At 71.3% G+C, this 22,224-nt stretch carries 3 protein-coding genes (1 of these 3 cut by a window edge); all 3 read right to left on the bottom strand.

Annotated features, from left to right (window positions below; genetic code table 11):
* Tightly spaced (each overlapping or abutting the next), the 3 genes in view from FOH10_RS04770 to FOH10_RS04760 form a layout consistent with a single transcriptional unit that may run on beyond the window.
* Positions 1-19,144 carry the 5' portion of a non-ribosomal peptide synthase/polyketide synthase gene (locus FOH10_RS04770; RefSeq protein WP_143979776.1) on the bottom strand. 9,404 nt of this gene lie to the left of the window's left edge, so 19,144 of the gene's 28,548 nt are visible here — the first part of the coding sequence; its start codon is at positions 19,142-19,144; the stop codon falls past the left edge of the window.
* On the bottom strand, positions 19,145-20,431 hold the full coding sequence (locus FOH10_RS04765) for a MupA/Atu3671 family FMN-dependent luciferase-like monooxygenase (protein WP_143979775.1): 1,287 nt from the start codon (positions 20,429-20,431) through the stop codon (positions 19,145-19,147).
* The gene (locus tag FOH10_RS04760; protein WP_143979774.1) at positions 20,428-22,107 is read right to left on the bottom strand and encodes a fatty acyl-AMP ligase; all 1,680 of its coding nucleotides are present in this window, start codon (positions 22,105-22,107) and stop codon (positions 20,428-20,430) included. The genes FOH10_RS04765 and FOH10_RS04760 overlap by 4 nt, the downstream gene beginning before the upstream one ends.
* Between the last annotated feature and the right edge of the window lie 117 nt (positions 22,108-22,224).

The raw sequence follows: 22,224 nt of genomic DNA, 5'->3' as shown, positions 1-22,224 counted from the left end.
CCGATTCGCCGGTGATCCAGCGCACCAGGTCGCCGGTGCGGTACATGCGCTGCCCGGGCCGCCCGTGCGGGTCGGCCACGAACCGGGTCGCGGTGAGGCCCGCGCGGCCCCGATAGCCGCGCGCCAGGCCGGGTCCCGAGACGTAGAGTTCACCGACCACGCCCGCGGGCACGGGCCGCAGCCAGGTGTCCAGGACAGCCACCGACATGCCGGTGATGTTCGCGCCCACCGTGATCGGCGCATCCGCGCGCAACTCGCGGCTCCCGGTCACCCAGATGGTGGCCTCCGCCGGACCGTACAGGTTGTGCACGCGCCGCCGCCGGGCCGGGTCGGTGCGCGACCACCGCGCCACCAACTGCGGTGGGCAGCGGTCGCCGCCGGTCAGCACGACCCGCAGCGCGTCGAGTCCGTCGGCGTCCATCGACAGCGCCACCGCGGGCGTGAGGAACGCGTGGGTGATGCGCCGCGACCGCAGCAGGTCCGCCAACGGCGGGCCGCCGTAGGTCTGCTCGGGCGCGACGACCAGCGCGGCGCCGCCGGAGACCGCGAGCAGCAGTTCCAGCACGGCCGCGTCGAAGGTGCGCGCCGCGACCGCCAGCACGCGCGAATCCGGGTCGACGGCAACGCGGTTCCGGTGGTCGGCCACCAGGTTCGCCAGTCCGGCATGGGTGACCTCCACCCCCTTCGGGCGGCCCGTCGAACCGGAGGTGTAGACCACATAGGCCGTGGTGGACGGTCGCACCGCACCGCGGTCCGCGGCCGTCACCGGTGCGGGCGCGCACGCCGCGATCTCGTCCGAGGTGGCGGTCGCGTCGAGGACCAGCCACGACACCCCGTCCACCGGGAGGTCGGCGGTGTGCGCGGTCACGGTGAGACCGACCCGCACCCGGGAATCGGCGCAGATGTAGCGATTGCGGTCGATCGGGTGGCCCGGGTCCACGGACAGGAAGGCCGCGCCGGTCTTGGCGACCGCCCAGACCGCCAGCACCCAGTCCAGGGAACGGGGCACGCCCACCGCCACCACCGACTCGGGGCCGACGCCGCGGCCGATCAGGAAGCGTGCCAGGCGATTCGCCTGCTCGTCCAGCTGCCGGTAGGTGAGGGTGCGATCGCCGTCCACCAGCGCCGCACCGTCCGGATTGCTCGCCACGGCCGCCGCCAGCAGGGCCGGCAGCGGAGTGCCCGCCCCGGCGTGGACGTCGTCCCCGGCGCACGGCGGCAGCTGACGCTCCCGCTCCGGCAGCGGGTCGATGTCGCGCACCGTGGCGGCGGTCTCGGTGCCGATGATATGCAGCACCCACCGCAGTTGCCGGGTGAACTCGGCGACGGTGTCGGCGTCGAAAATCGCCGTGTGGTACTGGATTCGCAGGCGCAGAGTGTCCTGGACGGTGGCAGTGCAGGTCAGCGGGTAGTGAGTGGCGTCGTCGGCGACGATGCGCTCGACGGTGAGGCCGCCGTCGCCGATGCTGTGTTCGATGCCGTCGGCGTCCACCGGGTACGACTCCAGCACCATGAGGGTGTCGAACAGACTGTCCTGCCCGGTGAGCGCGTGAATCTCGCGCAGGCCGACATGGTGGTGGTCGAGCAGCGCCGCCTGTTCCTGGTGCATGCGAGCCCAGAGCTGGGCCACGGATTCGTCGGGGCGCAGGCGAACCCGGGTCGGAATCGTATTGATGAACAGGCCGATGGTGCGCTCGGCGGCGGGCAGGTCGCCGGGACGCCCGGAGACCGTGGCCCCGAAGACCACGTCGGTGCGTCCGCTCCACCGTGCGATCATGATCGCCCAGGCCGACTGGAGCACGGTATTGACGGTCACGCCCGCCGCCGCGGCGGCGGCCAGCAGGTCGCGGGTTTCGCTGTCGTCCAGCGTGATCGCGTGATCGGCCACCGCGAGCGGGCCGGTGCCGAGGGTGGCCCCGGCGGCGAGAAGGGTGGGTTCGGCGCCGTCGAGCGCGGCGGTCCAGGCGGCGCGGGCCGCGTCCCGGTCCCGGGCCGCCAACCAGACGAGGAAGTCACGGTACGAACCGGACGGCGTTCCCGGCGCATCGGCGTAGTGGCCGAACAGATCGGTGAGCAGTAGCGGCCAGGACCAGCCGTCGAGGATCACATGGTGGTTGGTCAGCACCAGCGCCCAGCGGTCGGCGGGGAGTGCGGCGACCGTGCACCGCAGCAGCGGTGCGGCGGTGAGGTCGAAGGGGGCCGCCTTCTCCGTCGCGGCCAACCGCGCCAGCGCGGTGTCCGGATCGGGATCGTCGGTGAGATCCACCACCCGCCACGGCAGTTCGACGTCGTCGCGGAGCACCGCCACGGTGCTGCCGCTGTCGGTGGTGTGGAACGCGGTGCGCAGGCCGTCGTGGCGGGCCAGCAGCGTGGCCGCCGCGCGGCGCAGCCGGTCGACGTCCAGATCACCGGACAGTCGCAGCATCAGCTGTGCGACATAGGCGTCCGCGTCGGCGTCGACCAGGTGGGCATGGAACAGCAGTCCGGCCTGCAACGGAGTCACCGGCCAGATATCACCCAGGGACGGGTACGCGACCTCCAACGCGTCGATCTCCGATTGCGTGAGCCGCACCAGCTCGAAGTCGGACGGCGAATGCCCACCCGCACCGGGCGTTTCGGCACACTCGGCGATCGCGGTCAATGCCTGCGACCACAGCTGTGCGAACTCCTCGACCTCGGACCGATCGAGCAGCGTACGCGGGAAGCGGAAGCTGGCCCGCAGCCGATCGTCGATGGCGATCGCGCTGATGTCCACCGCCACCGTCACCGGCATATCGGGATCCGGTGCGGCATCGAGCTCGCCCAGTCCGCCGTGCACTTCGCTGTCGCCGGTGTCGGCGGCGGAGACGCGGCCCAGATAGTTGAAGCCGATCCGTCCGGGCATGCGATCGGGCAGTCGGGCGGCGGTGTCGGGATTGAGATAGCGCAGCAGGCCGTAGCCGATGCCCTTGTCCGGGAGGGCGCGCAGGGTCTCCTTCACCGACCGCACCACCGTGGCGACGTCCGCGAGGTCGACGCCGGTCAGATCGAAGCGCACCGGGAACATCGAGGTGAACCAGCCCACGGTGCGGGACAGGTCCGCGCCGGGCACCACCTGTTCCTCGCGCCCGTGCCCTTCCAGCCGCACCAGCACCGTCGGTTCGTCGATGCCGCGGCGCGCCAGCCAGAGTCGCACGGCCACGGCCAGACCGGCGAGCAGCCCGTCGTTGACGCCGCCGTGGAATACGGTCGGGACCGTGGTCAGCAGGGTGTGCGTGACCGCCTCGGGCAGCTCGACACGCACCTGGTCGAGCGTCTCGGCGGTATCGACCGCGGGGTCGAGGTCCCGTCCGCCCCACAGCGGGTCGGGTCCGTCGACGATGCCCTGCCAGAGCTCCAGTTCCGCCAGCCGAGCCGGTTCCGCGGCCGCCGCGACGAGGCCGTGCGCCCACCGCCGCATCGAGGTGCCCACGGGGGCGAGAACGGGGGCCGCGCCGGTACGCACCCGGTCGAGTGCCGACAGCAGATCCGGGACCAGCACGCGCCAGGACACGCCGTCGACCACCAGGTGGTGCACCACCACCAGCAGCCAACCGGGCGTATCGCCGGGGTCGAGCCAGACGAACCGCACCATCGCCCCGGCGGCCGGATCGAGCGCTCGCAGAGCCGAATCCAGCTCCGCGGCGGCGATATTCGTGACGGCCTCCAGGCCGTCGGATACCAGCTCCGGGTCGATCGGCCGGTGATGCAGCCGCGACGCGGCGGCGACCGTGCTCGGCGGCGCGACCGAGATCCACCACTGTCCGGACGCATCGCACCGCAGCGTCGAGCGCAGCATGTCGTGGTGGTCCAGCAGCGCGCCCAGCGCGTCGTGCAGCCCGGTTTCGGTCACGCCGTCGGGCAGCCGCAGCACCACGTGTTGCTCGAAGCGCCGGAAGCCCTTCCCCCACTGCACCATCCAGTGTGCTACCGACAGCAGCGGCAGTTCGCCCACACCGCCGCCGGGCAGCTCCGCCAGCGTGACCCCGGCGGCCGCGGTGGTGTCGGCGACGGCCGCCAGGCGCGCCGCCGTCCGCTGTTCGAAGACGTCGCGCGGGCCGAAGGCCACGCCCCGGGCCCGCGCCTTCGCCACCACCTGGATGGAGACGATGGAATCGCCGCCCAGGGCGAAGAAGTCGTCCTCCGCGCCGACCCGGTCGATGCCCAGCACCTCGGCGAACACCTCGGCCACCACCTGTTCGGCGGGGGTGGCCGGTGCCCGGAACTCGTGCGGGGCGAGCACCGGTTCCGGCAGTGCGCGGCGGTCGATCTTGCCGCTGCTGGTCAGTGGCAGTTCGTCGAGCACCGTCACCACATCGGGAACCAGATAGCCGGGCAGGCGTCGGCGCACCGACTCCCGCACCGCTGCCGGATCGAGCTCGGTTCCGGGCGCGGCGACCACGTAGGCCACCAAGCGCGCTCCGGCGGCGTCCTCGCTGCCGTGCGCGAGCGCGACGGCCTGCGCCACGCCGGTCACCCCGGTCAGCGCGGCCTCGACCTCACCCGGTTCCAGACGCTGACCGCGGACCTTCACCTGGAAGTCGGACCGGCCGACATACTCCAGAATCCCGGTGGCGGAGTCGGATTCGCCGCCGTGCACCCACCGCACCAGATCGCCGGTGCGGTACAGCCGCTCGCCGGGCCGCCCGTAGGGGTCGGCGATGAAGTGTCCCGCCGTCAACCCCGCGCGACCCCGATACCCGCGTGCCACACCGGGGCCCGACACGTACAGCTCACCCACCACGCCGACCGGAACCGGCCGCAGCGACGAATCCAGCACCCGCATTGACATGCCCGCGATACCCGCGCCGAGGGTGATCGGGTCACCCGCGCGGAGTTCGGGGCTGACGGTCACGATGACGGTGGTTTCCGTGGGGCCGTAGACATTGAAGAAGCGCCGCGCACGTGCGGTGTCGGTGCGCGACCACCGTGCCACCAGATCCGGTGGGTAGTGCTCGCCGCCGACCGTGACCACCCGCAGTGCGTCGAGCCCGTCGGGGTCCACCGACCGTGCCACCGCCGGGGTCCAGAAGAGGTGGCTGATGCGTTGGGCGCGCAGGAGTTCGGCCAGCGGTTCGCCGCCGTAGACATCGGCGGGCGCGAGCACCAGCGTCGCGCCGGTGGGGACGGCGAGCAGGATCTCCAGTACGGCGGCGTCGAAGGTGCGGGCGGCCACGCCCAGTATCCGCGACTCGGTGTCGATCGCGTACCGCTGCGCCTGGGTGGCGGCGACCGCGGACAATCCGGCATGGGTGACCGCGACGCCCTTCGGACGGCCGGTCGACCCCGAGGTGTAGACGATGTAGGCGAGGGCGTCGGGATGGAGCGCACCGCGCCGATCCGCGTCGGTCACCGGTGTGGCGGGCTGGTTGCGAACCCGCTGCGCCACTTCCGGAGCGTCCACGACCAGCCATTCGGGCACCGCGTCCGACAGCTCCGCACGGTGGCGCTCCCGTGTGATCCCCACACGCACCTCGGAATCGGCGCACAGGAACCGATTGCGCTCGCCCGGATGCGCCGGATCGAGGGAGAGGAATCCGGCCCCGGCCTTGGTGACGGCCCAGACCGCCAACACCCATTCCAGCGACCGCGGTATGCCGATGGCGACCACCGACTCGGGGCCGACCCCGCACTCGATCAGGTAGCGCGCCAACCGATTCGTGTGTTCGTCCGCCTCCCGGTAGGTCAGGCGGCGTTCGCCCGCGACGACCGCGTACCCGTTCGGATTCGCCGCCACGGCCCGTGCCAGCAGTTCGGGCAGCGTGCCGCCGGCGGAGGCCGGGACGGTGTCGGCGCGGCCCCATTCGGAGAGCAGGCTGTGCCGTTCGGAGGCCGAGAGGATGTCGATATCCCGCACGGCGCGGTCGAAATCGGCGGTGCAGGCGCTCAGTACGCGAATCAGCCGCTGCGCGAGCGCGGACACCGTGGCCTCGTCGAACAGATCGGTGGCGTAGCCGATCGCGATCGGCATGGCCCCGCGTTCGTCGGGGGTGTCGGCGGCGGTGAGGGTCAGATCGAACCGTTCCACGCCGGTGTCGGCACCCGATGCGACGACATCGACTCCGGGCAGGGCGATGTCGGCGTCGGCGAGATTGTGGAAGGCCAGCATCACCTGGAACAGCGGGTGCCGGGACTCGCTGCGCGGCGGATCCACCGCCTCCACCACCTGTTCGAACGGAATCTCCGCGTGCGCGAACGCTTCCAGGTCGACGTCGCGCACCTCGGCCAGCAGGTCGGCGACCGTGGCCGACTCGTCGATCCGGGTACGCAGCACCACCGTGTTCACGAACATGCCGACGAGACCGTCGAGTTCGGCCGCGCCGCGCCCCGCGACCGGCGACCCGATGGCGATATCGGCGCTGCCCGACAGCCGCGACAGCACGACCGCCAGGGCGGCGTGGACGATCATGAACACCGTGACGCCGCGGGCGCGGGCGGTGTCGTGCAGCCCGGCGACCACGCTCGGCGCCACCGTGACGTGGAGGGTGGCTCCCCGATGCGACGCCACGGCCGGGCGGGGACGGTCGGTCGGCAGGTCCAGGGTGTCCGGCAATCCGTCCAACTGCTCGGACCAGTACCGGAGCTGCCGTGTCAGTAGCGAGGTCGGGTCGTCCGCCGAGCCGAGGAGCTCACGCTGCCACAGGGTGTAGTCGGCGTACTGCACCGGCAGCGCCGCCCACGCCGGGTGCCGTCCGGCGGACCTGGCCCGATACGCCTCGGCCAGATCGCGGGCCAGCGGACCCATCGAGAAACCGTCCGCGCCGATGTGGTGCACCACCCACACCAGCACGAACTCCTCGGGCCCCACCGACAGCAGCCGCACCCGCAGCGGAACCCGCTGCGCGACATCGAATCCCACCGCCACCTCGGCGGCGACGGTCGCAGCGACAGCGGCGGCTGCCACGGGACGCGGGGTGGTGTCCACCTCCGCCGCGGCGGCAAGCTCAGCGACCGGCACCACCGACTGGTAGGGAACCCCGTCCGCGTCGGGGTAGCGCGTGCGCAGCACCTCGTGGCGGCCGAGCACATCCCATACCGCCGCCGACAGCGCCGCCACGTCCACACGACCGGTCAGCCGCAGCACCATGGGAATGCTGTAGGCGACGGAGTCCGGTGCGAAGCGGTTCACGAACCACATGCGCTGCTGCGCGAAGGACAGCGGCACCCGTTCCGGGCGCGTCCGCGGCCGCAGTGGTGGAACATCCGCGCCGGTGGTCGATTCCGCCACCCGGGCGGTGAGTGTCGCCGCCAGCTCGCCCACCATCGGCCGCGCGAAAATATCGCGCAGGCCCACCGTGACGCCGATCCCGTCGGCCAGCCGCGCCGACAGTCGGGTGGCGGACAGGGAGTTGCCGCCCAGCGCGAAGAAGTCGTCATCGAGTCCGACGCGGCCGGTACCGAGCACCTCGGCGACGATGGCCGCCACCCGCTGTTCGATCGGCGTGGCGGGCGCGCGATAGGCGGCCCGGGCCGATACCGGTTCGGGCAGCGCCGCCCTGTCCACCTTGCCGTTCACCGTCAGCGGCAGCTCGTCGAGCACCAGCACCGCATCCGGCACCATGTATCCGGGCAGACGTCGGCCCACGGCTTCCCGGATCCGGGCCGGATCGAGGCGGTGGCCCGGATCGGCCACCACATAGGCCACCAGGCGCGCGCCGCCGCCGTCCGCCGGGGTGCGCACCAGCACGACGGCCCGGTCGATACCGGCGAGGTCGGTCAGGGCGGCTTCGACCTCCCCCGGCTCCAGACGCTGTCCCCGCACCTTGACCTGTCCGTCACCGCGTCCGACGAACTCCAGTTCCGCCGCGCCCGAGCCGTTTTCGTCTGTCGTCCAGCGCACGAGATCGCCGGTGCGGTACATGCGGCGTCCGGTCTCACCGCTGGGGTCGGCGACGAACCGGGCGGCGGTCTGTGCCGGGCGGCCCGCATAGCCCCGGGCCAGTCCCGCGCCGCAGACGTACAGCTCGCCCACCACACCGGTGGGAACCGGCCGCAGCCACGAATCCAGCACGCGCACCGTCATTCCGGCGACGACCGCGCCCATGGGCACCGGGGCGCCGGCACGCAGGTCGGCGCTGCCGGTCACCCAGATCGTGGCCTCGGCGGGGCCGTACAGGTTGTGCACCCGCCGTCGACCCGCGCTGTCGGTATGCGACCAGCGGGTGACCAGGGCGGGCGGGCAGGCCTCACCGGCGAGGGTAAGCACCTCCAGGTCGTCGAGCCCGGCGGGGTCGACGGTGGCGGCCACGGCCGGGGTGAGCACGGCGTGGCTGACCCGTTCGGCGCGCAGCAGGTCGGCCAGGGCTCGGCCGCCGTAGACGTCGGGCGGGCTGATCACCAGCGTCGCGGAACCCGACAGCGCCAGCAGCAGTTCGAAGACGGCGGCGTCGAAGGTGCGGGCGGCCACGCTCAGCACCCGTGCGTCCGGGGTCACTCCGAATCGCTGGCGCTGTTCGGCGCACAGGGCCGCGAGTCCGGTGTGGGTGATGGCGACGCCCTTGGGGCGGCCGGTCGAGCCCGAGGTGTAGACGATGTAGGCGGTGCCGTCCGGGTGCGGCCGAACCGTGACCGGTGTCGGCGGGTACTGCCGAATGTCGGCCGCCACGGCCGGATCGTCGACCACCAGCCAGCCGATGGTCTCGCTCGGCAGTGCCGACGCCTGCCGGGTGACGGCAATGCCCACCGGCACAGCGGAATCGGCGCACATGAAGGAGTTGCGTTCCAGTGGATGCCCGGGATCGAGCGAGAGGAAGGCCGCGCCGGTCTTGGCGACGGCCCAGACCGCCGTCACCCAGTCCAGCGACCTCGGCAGCCCGATCGCCACCACCGTCTCCGGACCGATGCCCCGGTCGATCAGGAAGTGCGCCAACCGATTCGACCGCTCGTTCAGCTCGCGGTAGGTGATCCGCCGGTCCCCGTCCACGACCGCGTCGCCCTCGGGATCGCCCGTCACGGCGGCGGCCAGCAGGAGCGGCAGGGTCACCTCGGACGAGCCGGGGTCGACGGCGACCCCGCGCCCACGGTGCGACAGCAGTCGCCGTTGCGCTGGCGGCAGCAGGTCCACGGCCCGCAGCGGCAGGGCCGCGTCGGCGGCGATCGCACCCAGCACCTGCCGTAGGCGCTGAGCGAAAGCGGCGATGGCGGCGTCGGTGAACAGTTCTGGCCGGTACTGCAACCGCAGCCGCAGCGTCTCCTGCAAGGTGACGCTGCACGTCAGCGGGTAGTGCGTGGCATCGGTCGCGTCCACGCCGTCGATGCCGATGCCGACGCGGCCGGTGAGCGTCCGAATCCGCTCGGCGTCGAGGGGATAGGACTCGAACACCATGACCGTGTCGAACAGGCGGTCGCAGCCGGTGAGTTCATGGATATCGGTGAGTCCGAGATGCTGATGCTCGAGCAGCGTCGCCTGCTCGTCGTGCATACGCTGCCACAGCCGGGTGAGGGTCTCGGCCGGGCGCAGCCGCACCCGGGTCGGCACCGTATTGATGAACAGGCCGATGGCGCGCTCGGCACCGGGCAGCTCACCCGGACGACCCGACACCGTCGAACCGAACACCACATCGTCGCGTCCGGTCAGCTGCCCGACCAGCAGCGCCCAGGCCGATTGCAGCACCGTATGGACCGTCACACCGGCGGCCGCGGCGGTCGCCAGCAGCGCCCGGGTGTCGGCGTCGTCGAGGGTGACGGCGTAGTCGGCCACCGCGCCGGACCCGGTGTCGGTGCTCGCCGCGACCAGGGTCGGTTCGGCACCGTGCAGGGTTTCGCGCCACGCCGCACGCGCCGCGTCCACGTCCCGGGCGGCCAGCCAGGCCAGGAAGTCCCGATACGATCCGGCCGCGCCGAGGGAGCGGGTGTCCGGCTCGGCGTAGCGGGTGAACAGTTCGGTGATGAGCAGCGGCCACGACCAGCCGTCGAGAATGACGTGGTGGTTGGTCAGCACCAGCGCCCAGCGGTCGGCGGCCAGCCGCGCGAGGACGAAGCGCAGCAGCGGCGCGGACGCCGGGGCGAAGCGCCGGTCCCGCTCCGCGGCGGCCAGCTCCGCGAGAACGACGGTGGCGTCCGCCACGGCGGCCGACCCGTCACCGCCCCGCCGATCGGTGAGATCCACTACCTGCCAGGGCGGTTCGACATCGTCGAGGACGACGGCGACGCTGACGCCGCTGCCGGTGGTGGTGTACGCGGTGCGCAGGCTCGGATGGGCGTCCAGGACCGCGCGCGCGGCGTCGTGCAGGCGATCCACGTCCAGCGCACCGGTCAGCCGCAGCACCAGCTGGGCGGTGTACAGGTCGACGTCGGTGTCGAGTTCGGCGTGGAACAGCAGACCGGCTTGCAGCGGCGTCACCGGCCACACGTCGCGCAGTGTCGGGTAGGCGGATTCCAGTGCGGTGACGTCGGATTGGGTCAGCGACACCAGCGCGAAGTCGGAGGGGCTGTGCCCGCCCGCGCCGGGCAGTTCGGCGTGCTCGGCCAGGCCGGTCAGCGCCTGCGACCAGGCCGACGCCAGCTCGTGCACATCCGCGCGGTGCAGCAGCGTACGCGGGTAGCGGAAATTGGCGCGCAGGCGGTCGCCGCTGACGATCGCGCTGATATCCACGGCCAGGGTCACCGGCATCTCCGGATCCGGGGTGCCGGGCAGTTCGCCCAGCCCGCCGTCGATGCCGTCATCGCCGAGTCCCGCCAGGCGGCCGAGGTAGTTGAAGCCGATGCGGCCGGGCATGCGGTGCGGCAGACGGTTCGCGCTGTCCGCGTCGAGATGGCGCAGCAGGCCGTAGCCGATGCCCCGGTCCGGGATCGAGCGCAGTGTCTCCTTGACCGTCCGCACCACGGCGTCGAGTTCGGCCCCGCCCGCCGCCACCGTGTCGGGGTCGATGCCGGACAGGTTGAAGCGCACCGGGTACATGGAGGTGAACCAGCCCACGGTCCGCGACAGATCCGCTCCCGGTACGACCTGTTCCTCGCGCCCGTGGCCCTCCAACCGGATCAGCACCGACGGGTCGTCCACACCGCGGTGGGACCGCCAGCGGCGCACCGCCACCACCAGCCCCGCGAGCAGTCCGTCGTCGACGCCGCCGTGGAATACCGCGGGCACCCGCGACAGCAGCGCACGGGTCACCGCGGGCGGCAACTCGACGCGCACCTCGTCGAGCGTGGCGGCGGTGTCGACGGCCGGGTCGAGATCGCGTCCGCCCCAGAGCGGATCGGGGCCGGACGTCATGTGCTGCCAGAGCGCCAGCTCACCGCGCCGACGCGGGGCGGTCGCCGCCGCGTGCAGGCCGTGTGTCCAGCGGCGCAGGGACGTGCCGACGGGCGGCAGCACCGGCGGTGTCCCCGATCCCGCCTGTGCGAGCGCGGACAGCAGATCGGGGATGACGATCCGCCAGGACACCCCGTCGACCACGAGGTGGTGCGCCACCATCAGCAGCCAACCGGGCGCGTGATCGCCGGGGTCGAGCCACACGCACCGCATCATCGCCCCGGCGGCCGGATCGAGCCCGGCCTGGGCCGAATCCAGTGCCGCGGCGGCGATATCCGCGATGGCCGCCCGCCCCGCCTCGGTATCCGGGTCGGTTGCGGGATCGAGCGCCCGCCGGGACAGCACGTCGGCGGCGAGCACGCTGCCGGGTGCGGGCACGACCAGCGTCCAGTCGCCGAACCCGTTGCGCCGCAGGGTGGCCCGCAGGGCGTCGTGACGGTCGAGCAGTGCGCCGACCGCCAGGGCGAGAGCCGCCGCGTCGACTTCGGCCGGGAGTCGCAGCAGCACATGCTGTTCGAAGCGCCGGAATCCGCCGCCCCACTCCACCATCCACCGAGCCACCGGCAGCAGCGGGAACTCGCCCGTACCATCGTCCACGGTGTCGCGGACGGCCTCCGGCTCGACGGTGCGCGCGATCACCGCCAGTCGGGCGGGCGTGCGCTGTTCGAACACGTCCTTCGGGCCGAACACCACCCCGCGTTCGCGGGCCTTGGCCACCACCTGGATGGAGATGATCGAATCGCCGCCCAGGACGAAGAAGTCGTCGTCGGCTCCCACCCGCTCGATGCCAAGCACCTCGGCGACGACCCGGGCGATGGTCTCCTCGACCGGTGTGGCGGGTGCCCGGAAGGTGGGCGTGTCGAACACCGGCTCGGGCAGGGCACGCCGGTCCACCTTGCCGCTGCTGCTCAGGGGCAGCGCGTCGAGAACGGTCACCGCATCGGGCACCATGTAGCCCGGCAGGCGTCGGCTCACCGCCTCCCGCACCGCCACCGCGTCCAGTTCGGACCCGGACGCCGTCACATAGGCGATCAATCGTGTCCCGGCGGCGGTGGCCTGGGCGGCGGCGACCGCCTGTTCGACCCCGTCGACCTCGCTCAGCGCGGCCTCCACCTCACCGAGCTCCAACCGCTGACCGCGTACCTTCACCTGCGAGTCGGCGCGGCCGACATAGGCCAGTTCGGCGGCGCCGGACGCCGCGTCGTCGATCCAGCGCACCAGATCACCTGTGCGGTACCGCCGTTCGCCGGGGCGCCCGTGCGGATCGGCCACGAACCGCGTCGCCGTCAGGCCCGGCCGCCCCCGATACCCGCGGGCCACGCCGGGACCGGAGACGTACAGCTCGCCCACCACCCCGGCGGGGACGGGGCGCAGCCACTCGTCCAGGACGGCGACCGACATCCCGGCGATCGGGCCGCCGATACCCACCGACCGGCCCACGGCCGGTTCCGCCCCCGTGACCCAGATGCTCGCCTCGGCCGGACCGTAGAGGTTGTGCACCGTGCGCCGCCGCCCCGGATCGGTACCCGACCAGCGCGAAACCAGCTGCGGTCCACACTGGTCGCCGCCGGTCATGACGACCCGGAGGGCGTCGAGCCCGTCGGGGTCCACCGACATCGCCACCGACGGGGTGAGGAAGGCGTGCGTAATGCGCTGGGCCCGCAGCAGATCCGCCAGCGGCGGCCCGCCGTACACGTCCTCGGGCGCGAGCACCAGTGCCGCACCGCCGGACAGTGACAGCAGCAGTTCCAGGATCGCCGCGTCGAAGGTCCGGGCCGCGACCGCGAGCACGCGCGAATCGGCGGCCACCCCGGCGCGCCGCCGCTGGTCGGCAACCAGCGCGGCCAGGCCGGTGTGCGTGACCTCCACGCCCTTCGGACGGCCCGTGGAACCCGAGGTGTAGACGACATAGGCCGTGGTCGCCGGGTGCGGCGCCGCGATCCGCTCGGCGTCGGTCACGGCGGTGCCCGCGCACGCCTCGATATCGGAGCTGGCGGCCGGATCATCGGCCACCAGCCAGGACATGCCGTCGGCGGGCAGTGCCGCCGCATACCGCTGGGCCGTGATGCCCACCCGCACAGCGGAATCCGCGCAGACGAAGCGATTGCGCTCCAGCGGATGCGCCGGATCCACGGACAGGAAGGCGGCCCCCGTCTTGGCGACCGCCCATACCGCGAGCACCCATTCCAGCGACCGGGGCAGCCCGACGGCCACCACGGCCTCCGGTCCGATCGCGCGGTCGATCAGCCAGCGCGCCAGTCGATTCGAGCGTTCATCCAGATCCCGGTAGCTGAGCCGCCGGTCCCCGTCCACCACCGCGTCGCCGTCCGGATTGCTCGCCACTGCCGCGGCCAGCAGGTCGGGCAGCAGTACGCCGTCCACGACGTGATCGTTGCGGCCCCAGACGTCGAGCAGCCGGTGTCGCTCCGATGGCGACAGCACATCGATATCGCGCACCAGGACGGCGGGATCGTGCGCCACCGTGCGCAGCACCGAGCGCAGCCGCCGGGTCAGCGCCTCGATCGTGGCCGGATCGAAAAGATCGGTGGCATAGCCGAGTTCGACCGGTATCGCCCCGGTGGCGTCCGGTGTGTCGCTCAGTGTGAAGGTCAGGTCGAAGCGCTCGATGCCGGTGTCGGCTCCCGAGCCGGTCACCACCAGGCCGGGGAAGTCGAACCGGACCTCGTCGAGATTGTGGAAGGCCAGCATGACCTGGAACAGCGGATGATGCGCCCGGCTGCGCGGCGGATCCACCGCCTCCACCACCTGCTCGAACGGAACTTCCGCGTGCGCGAACGCGTCCAGGTCCACCCCGCGCACCCGCGCCAGCAGATCGGCGAAGGGTTCCGCCTCGTCCACCCGGGTGCGCAGCACGATCGTATTCACGAACATGCCCACGAGATCGTCCAACTCGGCGACGCCGCGGCCCGACACCGGTGAGCCGATGGCGATGTCCCGGCTGCCGGACAGCCGGGACAGCACGACCGCCAGGGCGGCGTGGAAGATCATGAACACCGTGACGCCACCGGTATGCGCCAGTTCCCGCAGCCGCGCGACCACCTCGGGTTCCACCGCGAAGCCGTACTTCGCGCCGCGATGCGACGCCACCGCCGCGCGCGGGCGATCGGTGGGCAGCGCCATCACCTCGGGCAACCCGTCCAGCTGCGTCACCCAGTACCGCAGCTGCCGCGCCAGTGGCGATTCCGGATCGGTGACCGACCCGAGCGCCTCGCGCTGCCACAGCGTGTAGTCGGCGTACTGCACCGGCAGCGGAGCCCACTCCGGCTGTCGCCCCCGGCACCGTGCCGCGTACGCCGCGGCCAGATCCCGGGCCAGCACCGCGATGGAGAAGCCGTCGGCATTGATGTGGTGCACCACCAGCACCAGCACGAACTCGTCGGGACGCACCGACAGCAACCGTGCCCGCTGCGGAATGCGCTGCGCCACATCGAAACCCGTTGCCACCACATCGGCGATCACCGCGCGGGCACCGGCCTCGTCCACCGCCTGCGGCGTGAGGTCGAAGTCCACGGCCTCGGCCAGTTCCTCGACCGGCACCACCACCTGGTACGGAATGCCGGCCACCTCGGGATACCGGGTCCGCAGCACCTCGTGCCGAACGAGCACATCCCGCACCGCCGCGGTCAGCGCCGCCACCTCCACCCGGCCCGCGATCCGCAGCAGCATGGGAATGCTGTATGCCGCCGAGTCCGGGTCGAACCGGTTCACGAACCACATCCGCTGCTGCGCGTACGACAGCGGCACCCGCTCCGGGCGCGGCCGCGGGGTCAGTCGCGGCGCCGCCGCCACCCGCGCCACATCCGCGCCCGCGACGCGTTCGTCGAGCAGCGCCGCCAGCGCCCCGGCCGTCGACGCCTCGAAGATATGGCGCACGGTCAGCGCGACGCCCACGCCGTCCGCCAGCCGCGCCGCCAGTCGGGTCGCGGACAGCGAGTTGCCGCCCAGTTCGAAGAAGTCGTCGTCGACGCCCACCCGGTCGATGCCGAGCACCTCGCCGAACACCCCGGCCACCACCTCCTCCATGGCGGTGGCGGGTGCGCGGTAGGCCGTGCGGGTCAGCACCGGATCGGGCAGGGCGGCCTTGTCGACCTTGCCGTTCACCGTCAGCGGCAGGCCGTCCAGGACCATGACCACATCCGGCACCATGTAGCCGGGCAGCCGCTCGCCCAGCCGCTGCCGCATCCGGGTGCCGAGCGCCGACGGCGACATCCACCGCGGCCGCTGCTCCAGCACGTTCACCCGGTTGGCGTCGACACCGGAATCGAGACCCCGCCGCACCGCGTAGACGATGTGCAGGTCGGTGCCCTCCACCTTCGGCGACACCCGGGAGGCGACCTGGAATCCGTGCTCCCGCAACAGCTTCTCGATGCAGGCGAGGCGGTCCTCGATATCGTGCACCTCGATGACCATCCGGTCGATGCGCGGCCAGTCGTCGCATGCGATGCCGCGCAGCGCATCCAGTTCGCTGCCCTCCACATCGATCTTCAGCAGATCGATATGGTCGATGGCGTACTCGCCGATGATGTGCGACAGGGTGCGGATGGGCACGTCGACCTGTTCGAACTCCAACCGGTCGGCGATCAGCTGATCGACGTACCGCTCCCCCGGATCTCCGCTCTCACCGCGGTATTCGTTGTGCAGATAGGACTCCAGGATGCCGCGCTGTACGTGGCTGTCGCTGCCGCGCCCGGACAGTACCGACATCTCCGGGTAGTAGGTGAAGGTGTCCATCTCGGCCGCCGCGCCGATCGCGTAGGGCACCAGGGTCGCGTTCAGGCCGTGCAGGGCGGCGTTGGCCGCGAACATGCGCCGCAGTTCCGGCATCGGCTCGACCGCGACGATCCTCAGCTCCGGTGACTTGCTCTGCGCGTAGAGGGAGAACATGCCGACGTGCGAACCGATGTCGACCACACAGCCCGTTTCGGGAATGGTCAGCCCGCAGGCGCAGTACTCCGCCCGTTCGAAGATCTCCTCGTACAGGAAGCGGATATTGGACCGATTGCGGCCCACCACCGGCATGCCGTTGGGCAGCTCGTGCAGTTCATCGGCGGCGATGACGCCGTCGCGCCGCAATTCCAGGCAGCGCAGCGCCACCGGCGCGACCCCCGGATCCGGAACCATATAGGCGACAAGCTGATCCGAGGACGCGGTGGGGCGGGTGGTGACCACGGCCCGCGCCACCTCGTCCTGGGCGGCGAGCACGGCCTCGATCTCGCCCAGTTCGATGCGATAGCCGCGGATCTTCACCTGCTCGTCGGCGCGGCCGAGGTACTCCAGCACCCCGGCCTCGGTCCAGCGGACCACATCGCCACTGCGGTAGAGGCGTCCGCCACCGGCCACGTCGAAGGGGTCGGCCACGAAGCGCGCGGCGGTCAGCCCCGGTCGGTCATGGTAGCCGCGGCCGACCTGACCACCCGCCACGTACAGCTCACCGGCGGCCCCGATCGGGACCGGTCGCAGCCAGGTGTCCAGGACATAGACGCGCAGATTCGCCAGCGGCAGGCCGATCGGGCTGCTGCCCGCCGCACCGCGCCAATGTGCGGGCTCGAGCGGCTGTTTCGTCACATGGACGGTGGTCTCGGTGATCCCGTACATGTTGACCAGTGCGGGAGCGGCCGCGGTGTCCAGCAGCGGCCAGCGCCGCAGCCGGGCCGGGTCCAGGGCCTCCCCGCCGAAGATGACCAGCCGCAGCGCGCTGGCATCCTCCGCACGCGTGCAATGGGATTCGATCAGGGCGTAGAACGCCGAGGGGGTCTGGTTGAGAATGGTCACGCCCTGCGCCACGACGAGTTCCCACAGCTCCGGGGGCGAGTACGCCACCTCGCGCGGTACGACCACCACGCGGCCGCCGTACAGCAGCGCGCCCCAGATCTCCCATACCGAGAAGTCGAATGCCTGGGAATGGCACCAGGCCCACACATCGTCGGGGCCGAACCCGCCCCATGGCCGCGTACCGGCGAACAGTGCTACCGCATTCGCGTGGGTTACCGCGACGCCCTTGGGTTTTCCGGTCGTGCCGGAGGTGTAGATGTAATACGCCGCATTGTCCGGACGCACCCGCGGCGATCGGGCCCGCGCCGCTCCGTCGTGCGGCACCTGGTCGACGCGCAGGCACGGCACCCGCTCGTGGTCGACCAGATGCGCCGTGCTGTCGTCGGCGAGCACGAGGCGCGGCGCGGCGTCGGCGAGGATGTAGGCGAGGCGGTCCGGCGGTGACGCCGGGTCGAGCGGCAGGTAGGCGGCACCGGCCTCGAGTACCGCCAGCAGCGCCGTGATCAGCTCCATGCCGCGCGGAAGCGCCACGGCGACAATCGTTTCCGGTCCCACTCCGCGCTCGGCCAACAGGGCCGCGAGGTGTCGGGCGCGGGTGCCGAGTTCGGCGTAGGCGTATGCCCGGTCGCCGGATACCACGGCGACCGCGTCCGGGGCCTCGTCCGCCCGCGCCCGGAACATGTCCACCAGGGTGCGGTCCGGGTCCACCGGTAGCGCGGTGTCGTTCCACAGCCGCAGCAGCCGATCGCGTTCGCCGTCGTCGAGGACGTCGACGCGCCGCACCGGTGTGTCCGGGTCGGTGACGATCGTGTGCAGGAAACCGTGGAAGAAGCCGAGGAACCGGCGATGCTGCGCCGCGAGTTCGGCCGGGGTGTAGAGGTCGTGGTTCCCGACGAAGTCCAGGCGGGTGGCCTCGGCACCGGCGCCGGAATAGCAGCTGACCGACAGATCCGAGACCAGCCCCGGGGTCAACACCTGGAGGTGGCCGACGATCGAACCGAGGACGATCTTGGTGTCGAACATCATCAGGTCCACGAACGGCCCGAACACCTGGGATTGCGGCGTGAGGCGGCCGATATCCCGGAACATGTCCTCCTGGCGGTAGCGCTGGTGGCGCAGCGCGTCGATGAGCTGCCGCTGCGCCGATTCGATGAGCGCGCCGACGGTGTCGTACGGGCCGGTGGTGATCCGGAACGGGAGGGTATTGGCCAGCATGCCGCCGGACCGCCGCGCCGAGGTGGTGACGCGCGCCGATACCGGCAGGCCGAGAACGACATCCGCGCTGTCGGTCATGCGGCTCAGGAACAGGCCGAACGCCGCGAGGATCAGGGCGGCCGGGGTGGTCGCGTGCTTCTTGACCACGGTGTCGAGCAGGTGCGCGGTCTCGGCGGAGAGCAGCCCGCTCACCGAAACCGGGTGGGCGTCGGCCTGCCCGGTGCGACCGGCGAGGCTCACCGGCGCGGGCAGTCCCGCCAGCCGCTCCCGCCAGTACTCCCGGTCGCTGACGAAACGTTCGGAGGCACGGTACTTCTCGTCCTCGGCGACCAGCTCGGCCAGACCGTGCACCCGCGCGGGTGCGGGCTCGGCGCCCTCGACCGCGGCGGTGTACACCGCGCCGACCCGGGTCAGCAGGGTCATGGCGGCGACGCCGTCCATGGCGATGTGGTGGGCGCGCAGGTACCAGAACCAGCGGCGCTGCTCCACCCGCAGCACCGCGGTGGTGATGAGCCGGTCGGCGTACAGGTCGACCGGCTCGCTGTATTCCGCGCGCATCCACTCGTGGGCGGCGGCGACCGGGTCCGGGGCGCGGCGCAGATCCAGGCACCGGGCCGGTTCGTCCAACTCCCGATCCACCACCTGCATCGGGATGCCGTCGGTTTCGATCAGGCGCAGGCGGGCGGCCTCGAACTCCCCCGCCACGCGCCAGAACGAGGCCAGTAGCAGGTCGGGATCGAGGTCGCCGTGCAGGTCGATGCAGAGCGAATTGGTGATCGGGGTCGAGCCGGATAACTGCTGTGCGTACCAAATCCCTTGCTGGGCAGCCGATAACGGAAACGGCAGTGATCGCGGAACGGTCAACTATGCTGCCCTTTTCTCGAGTCGAGCCAGTGCTGCGAGACCCTCCAGCACATCGGCGTCGGGAATGCCGAAGTCGATCAGGCACGCGATCTCGTCCACGCCGATCTCCCGCAGCCGGGTGACCATCGAGCTGGCGGAATCCGGGGTGCCGAACAGCCCGTTGTTGCGGTAGTAGCGTTCGAAGGCGAAGTCCAGCACCTTGGCCCGCGCGTGCTCGTCCAGGCTTTCCAGCGCGGCCGAGCCCCGCCGCCACAGGTCGACGGAATCCTCCAGATAGCGTTTGAACGGCCCCTCGACGGTGCGCCGGACCCGCGCCTCGTCCTCGCCGACGAAGGTGTGCAGCATGACGGTGACGGTGCCGTCGTCGACGCCGTGGCCGTGCTCCGCCCGCGCCTTGCGATAGGCCGCCACCTTCTCCGCCAGCTCGTCTACCTCTTGGAAGAGCAAGGCGGTCAACACATTCGCGCCGAGCGCGCCCGCCATCGCGAAGCGTTCGACCCCGCCGCTGCACGTCAGCCAGGTGGGCAGTGCGGGTTGGACGGGGTTCGGGAAGATCCGCACCGAGCGCTGCTCGCCCACACCATTGGGCAGTTCGACGGATTCGCCACGCCAGAGCCGCTGCACGGTGTCCATGCCCGAGCGGGTGATCTCGACCCGATCGGCGTAGTTTCCGTCGGCGAGGACGAAGTCGTCCACGTTCCATCCGGTGGCGAACGCCACGTCGACCCGGCCGTCGGACAGATTGTCGACCACCGCCCAGTCCTCGGCCACGCGCACCGGATTGTGCAGTGGCAGAACCACGCTCCCGGCGCGAATGCGCACCCGCTCGGTGGCGGTGGCCAGCGCCGCACCCAGCACCGCGGGATTCGGGTAGAGGCCGCCGAAGCTGTGGAAGTGGCGTTCCGGAACCCAGATGGCCTTGAAATCGTGCGCATCGGCGAACCGGGCGCTCTCCAGCAGCAGCCGGTAGCGTTCCCCGGCGGCGCGCTGCGCGTCACTGGCGAAGAACAGCAGGCTGAAATCCATGGTGCGTGCCGTGTTCTCCGCGCCGGACGCGCTCACCTTGGCCGCGATATCGGCCAGGCTCAGCCCGTCGAAGATCTCCTCGGCGGTGATCTCGGTGTCGTACCGGTCCTCGAGGATGGTCATGAGTTCGGCGGCCTGCACCGAATCGAGGCCGAGGGAGGTGAGCGGCGCGTGCGGGTCGACGGAGTCCCGTTCCAGCCGCCGCGCGACCCAGTCCACGAAGTAGTCCACCACGGTGGCATTGCCCGTCACACCGCTCATAGCGCACTCTCCTCCAATGCCGTTCCGGCCGAATAGGTTTCGCGCAGCCGCTGCCGCTGGATCTTGCCGCTGGTCGTCTTGGGCACAGCGCCCTTCTCGACGAAGACGACCTGATGCAGGCTGATGGCGTGCACGCGGCTGACGATGTCGCGAATCGATCCCTCCAGGGCCGCCGCGCTACCGGGCTCCAGGGTGTCGTTCAACTCCTGGACCGCGATGACGCGGTCCTCGTTGTCGATGGTGGCGGCGAATACCGCGCAGCCGCCGGGGCGCAGCATGGGGTGGTTGGAGACGATGGTCCGCTCGACATCCTGCGGGAAGATATTGCGGCCGTGGACGATCATCAATTCCTTGCTGCGTCCGGAGACGTACAGTTCGCCCGCGCACACGAAGCCGAGGTCGCCGGTGCGCAGATACTCGGCCCCGTCCTCCCCGGCGATCGTCGCCGCGAAGGCGCCGCGGGTCTGCTCCGGCTTGTTCCAGTACCCGGCGGCGACACTCGCGCCGCGCAGCCAGATCTCGCCGACCCGGTTGTCCGGGCAGCGTCGTCCCGTCGCCCGATCGACCACGGCGACGTGCTCCGGTCGCACCGGCCCCATACTCAGCAGTTCGCGGCCGGTGGGCCATTCGATGGCGACGCCGCGTTCGAGTTCGTCGGTGGAGAACCTGCGGGGGCGCGCACCCGCGCCCACCGGGCCGCCGCTCACGTAGAGGGTGGATTCGGCCAGGCCGTAGGTGGGCACGAAGCTCTCCGCGCGGAACCCGCTCACCGCGAAGGTGTCGGCGAAGGCGCGCAGGGTCTTCGGATCCACCGGCTCCGCGCCGACGAAGGCCATCTCCCAACCGCTCAGATCCAGCAGTGCCGCCTCGGCCGGTGAGATCCGCTTCGTGCACAGGCCGTACGCCAGATTCGGGCCACCGGCGAGGACGTTCTCGCTCTCCGATATCGCCCGCAGCCAGGTGAGCGGATTGCGCAGGAATGTCATGGGCGACATGAGGGTGGCCCGCATGCCGACGAACACCGGCAGCAGCATGCCCTGGATCAAGCCCATATCGTGAAAGGGCGGCAACCACGACACCAGCGAATTGCGCTCGGTGAGACCGAAATTCGCGGTGATGAGTTCGAGGTTGTGCACGAGATTGCGGTGCAGCACCGTGACTCCCTTGGGAGATCCGGTGGAGCCCGAGGTGTATTGCAGGAAGGCGATGTCATCGGGTGTGGGCGCAGCGCACCGTATTTCGAGACCCGTGCCACCGTCTATCGAATCGATATCGATGATCCGGAGATCGCGGCCGAGTATTTCCCCGTCGACCGGCACCGCGGACAAGGGCGCGATCGCCGCCGCCGCGCCGCTGTCGCGAACGATCGCCGTCACCGCGGCCACCTGGTGCGGCGAGGTGGGCAGGGGTACGGCGACCGCGATCCGGCGTGTCGCCAGGCAGGCGAAGAACGCGTGGACGAAATGCGGTCCGGGCGGACAGAGCAGCACCACCCGGTCACCGGGCGCGGTCGTGTCGATCAGCCGCTGCGCGACGGCGGCGACTCGTTCCCACAGCCGCCGGAAATCGACCTCCTCGGTGTCCTCCCGGTAGCTCGAGAACCGAAAAGCGATTCGGTGCGGGTCGTCGGTTACTCGTGCCGATGCGATATCCACCAGGGTGGGAGGGGTCCCCATGTACGCCCGGCTCCTTCCGGATCCTCGGCTGCGCACCGGGCCGGACGCGCCGACGACCCGGGTGAACAGCGGCTAGACGGAACAGCAGCTGAAAAGACCGTGCAAGATCATAGCTTG

This window comes from Nocardia otitidiscaviarum (assembly GCF_007362295.1).
Lineage (GTDB): Bacteria > Actinomycetota > Actinomycetes > Mycobacteriales > Mycobacteriaceae > Nocardia > Nocardia otitidiscaviarum.
Note: the sequence above shows the minus strand (reverse complement) of the source record. Positions and strands in the feature narration are given on the sequence as shown.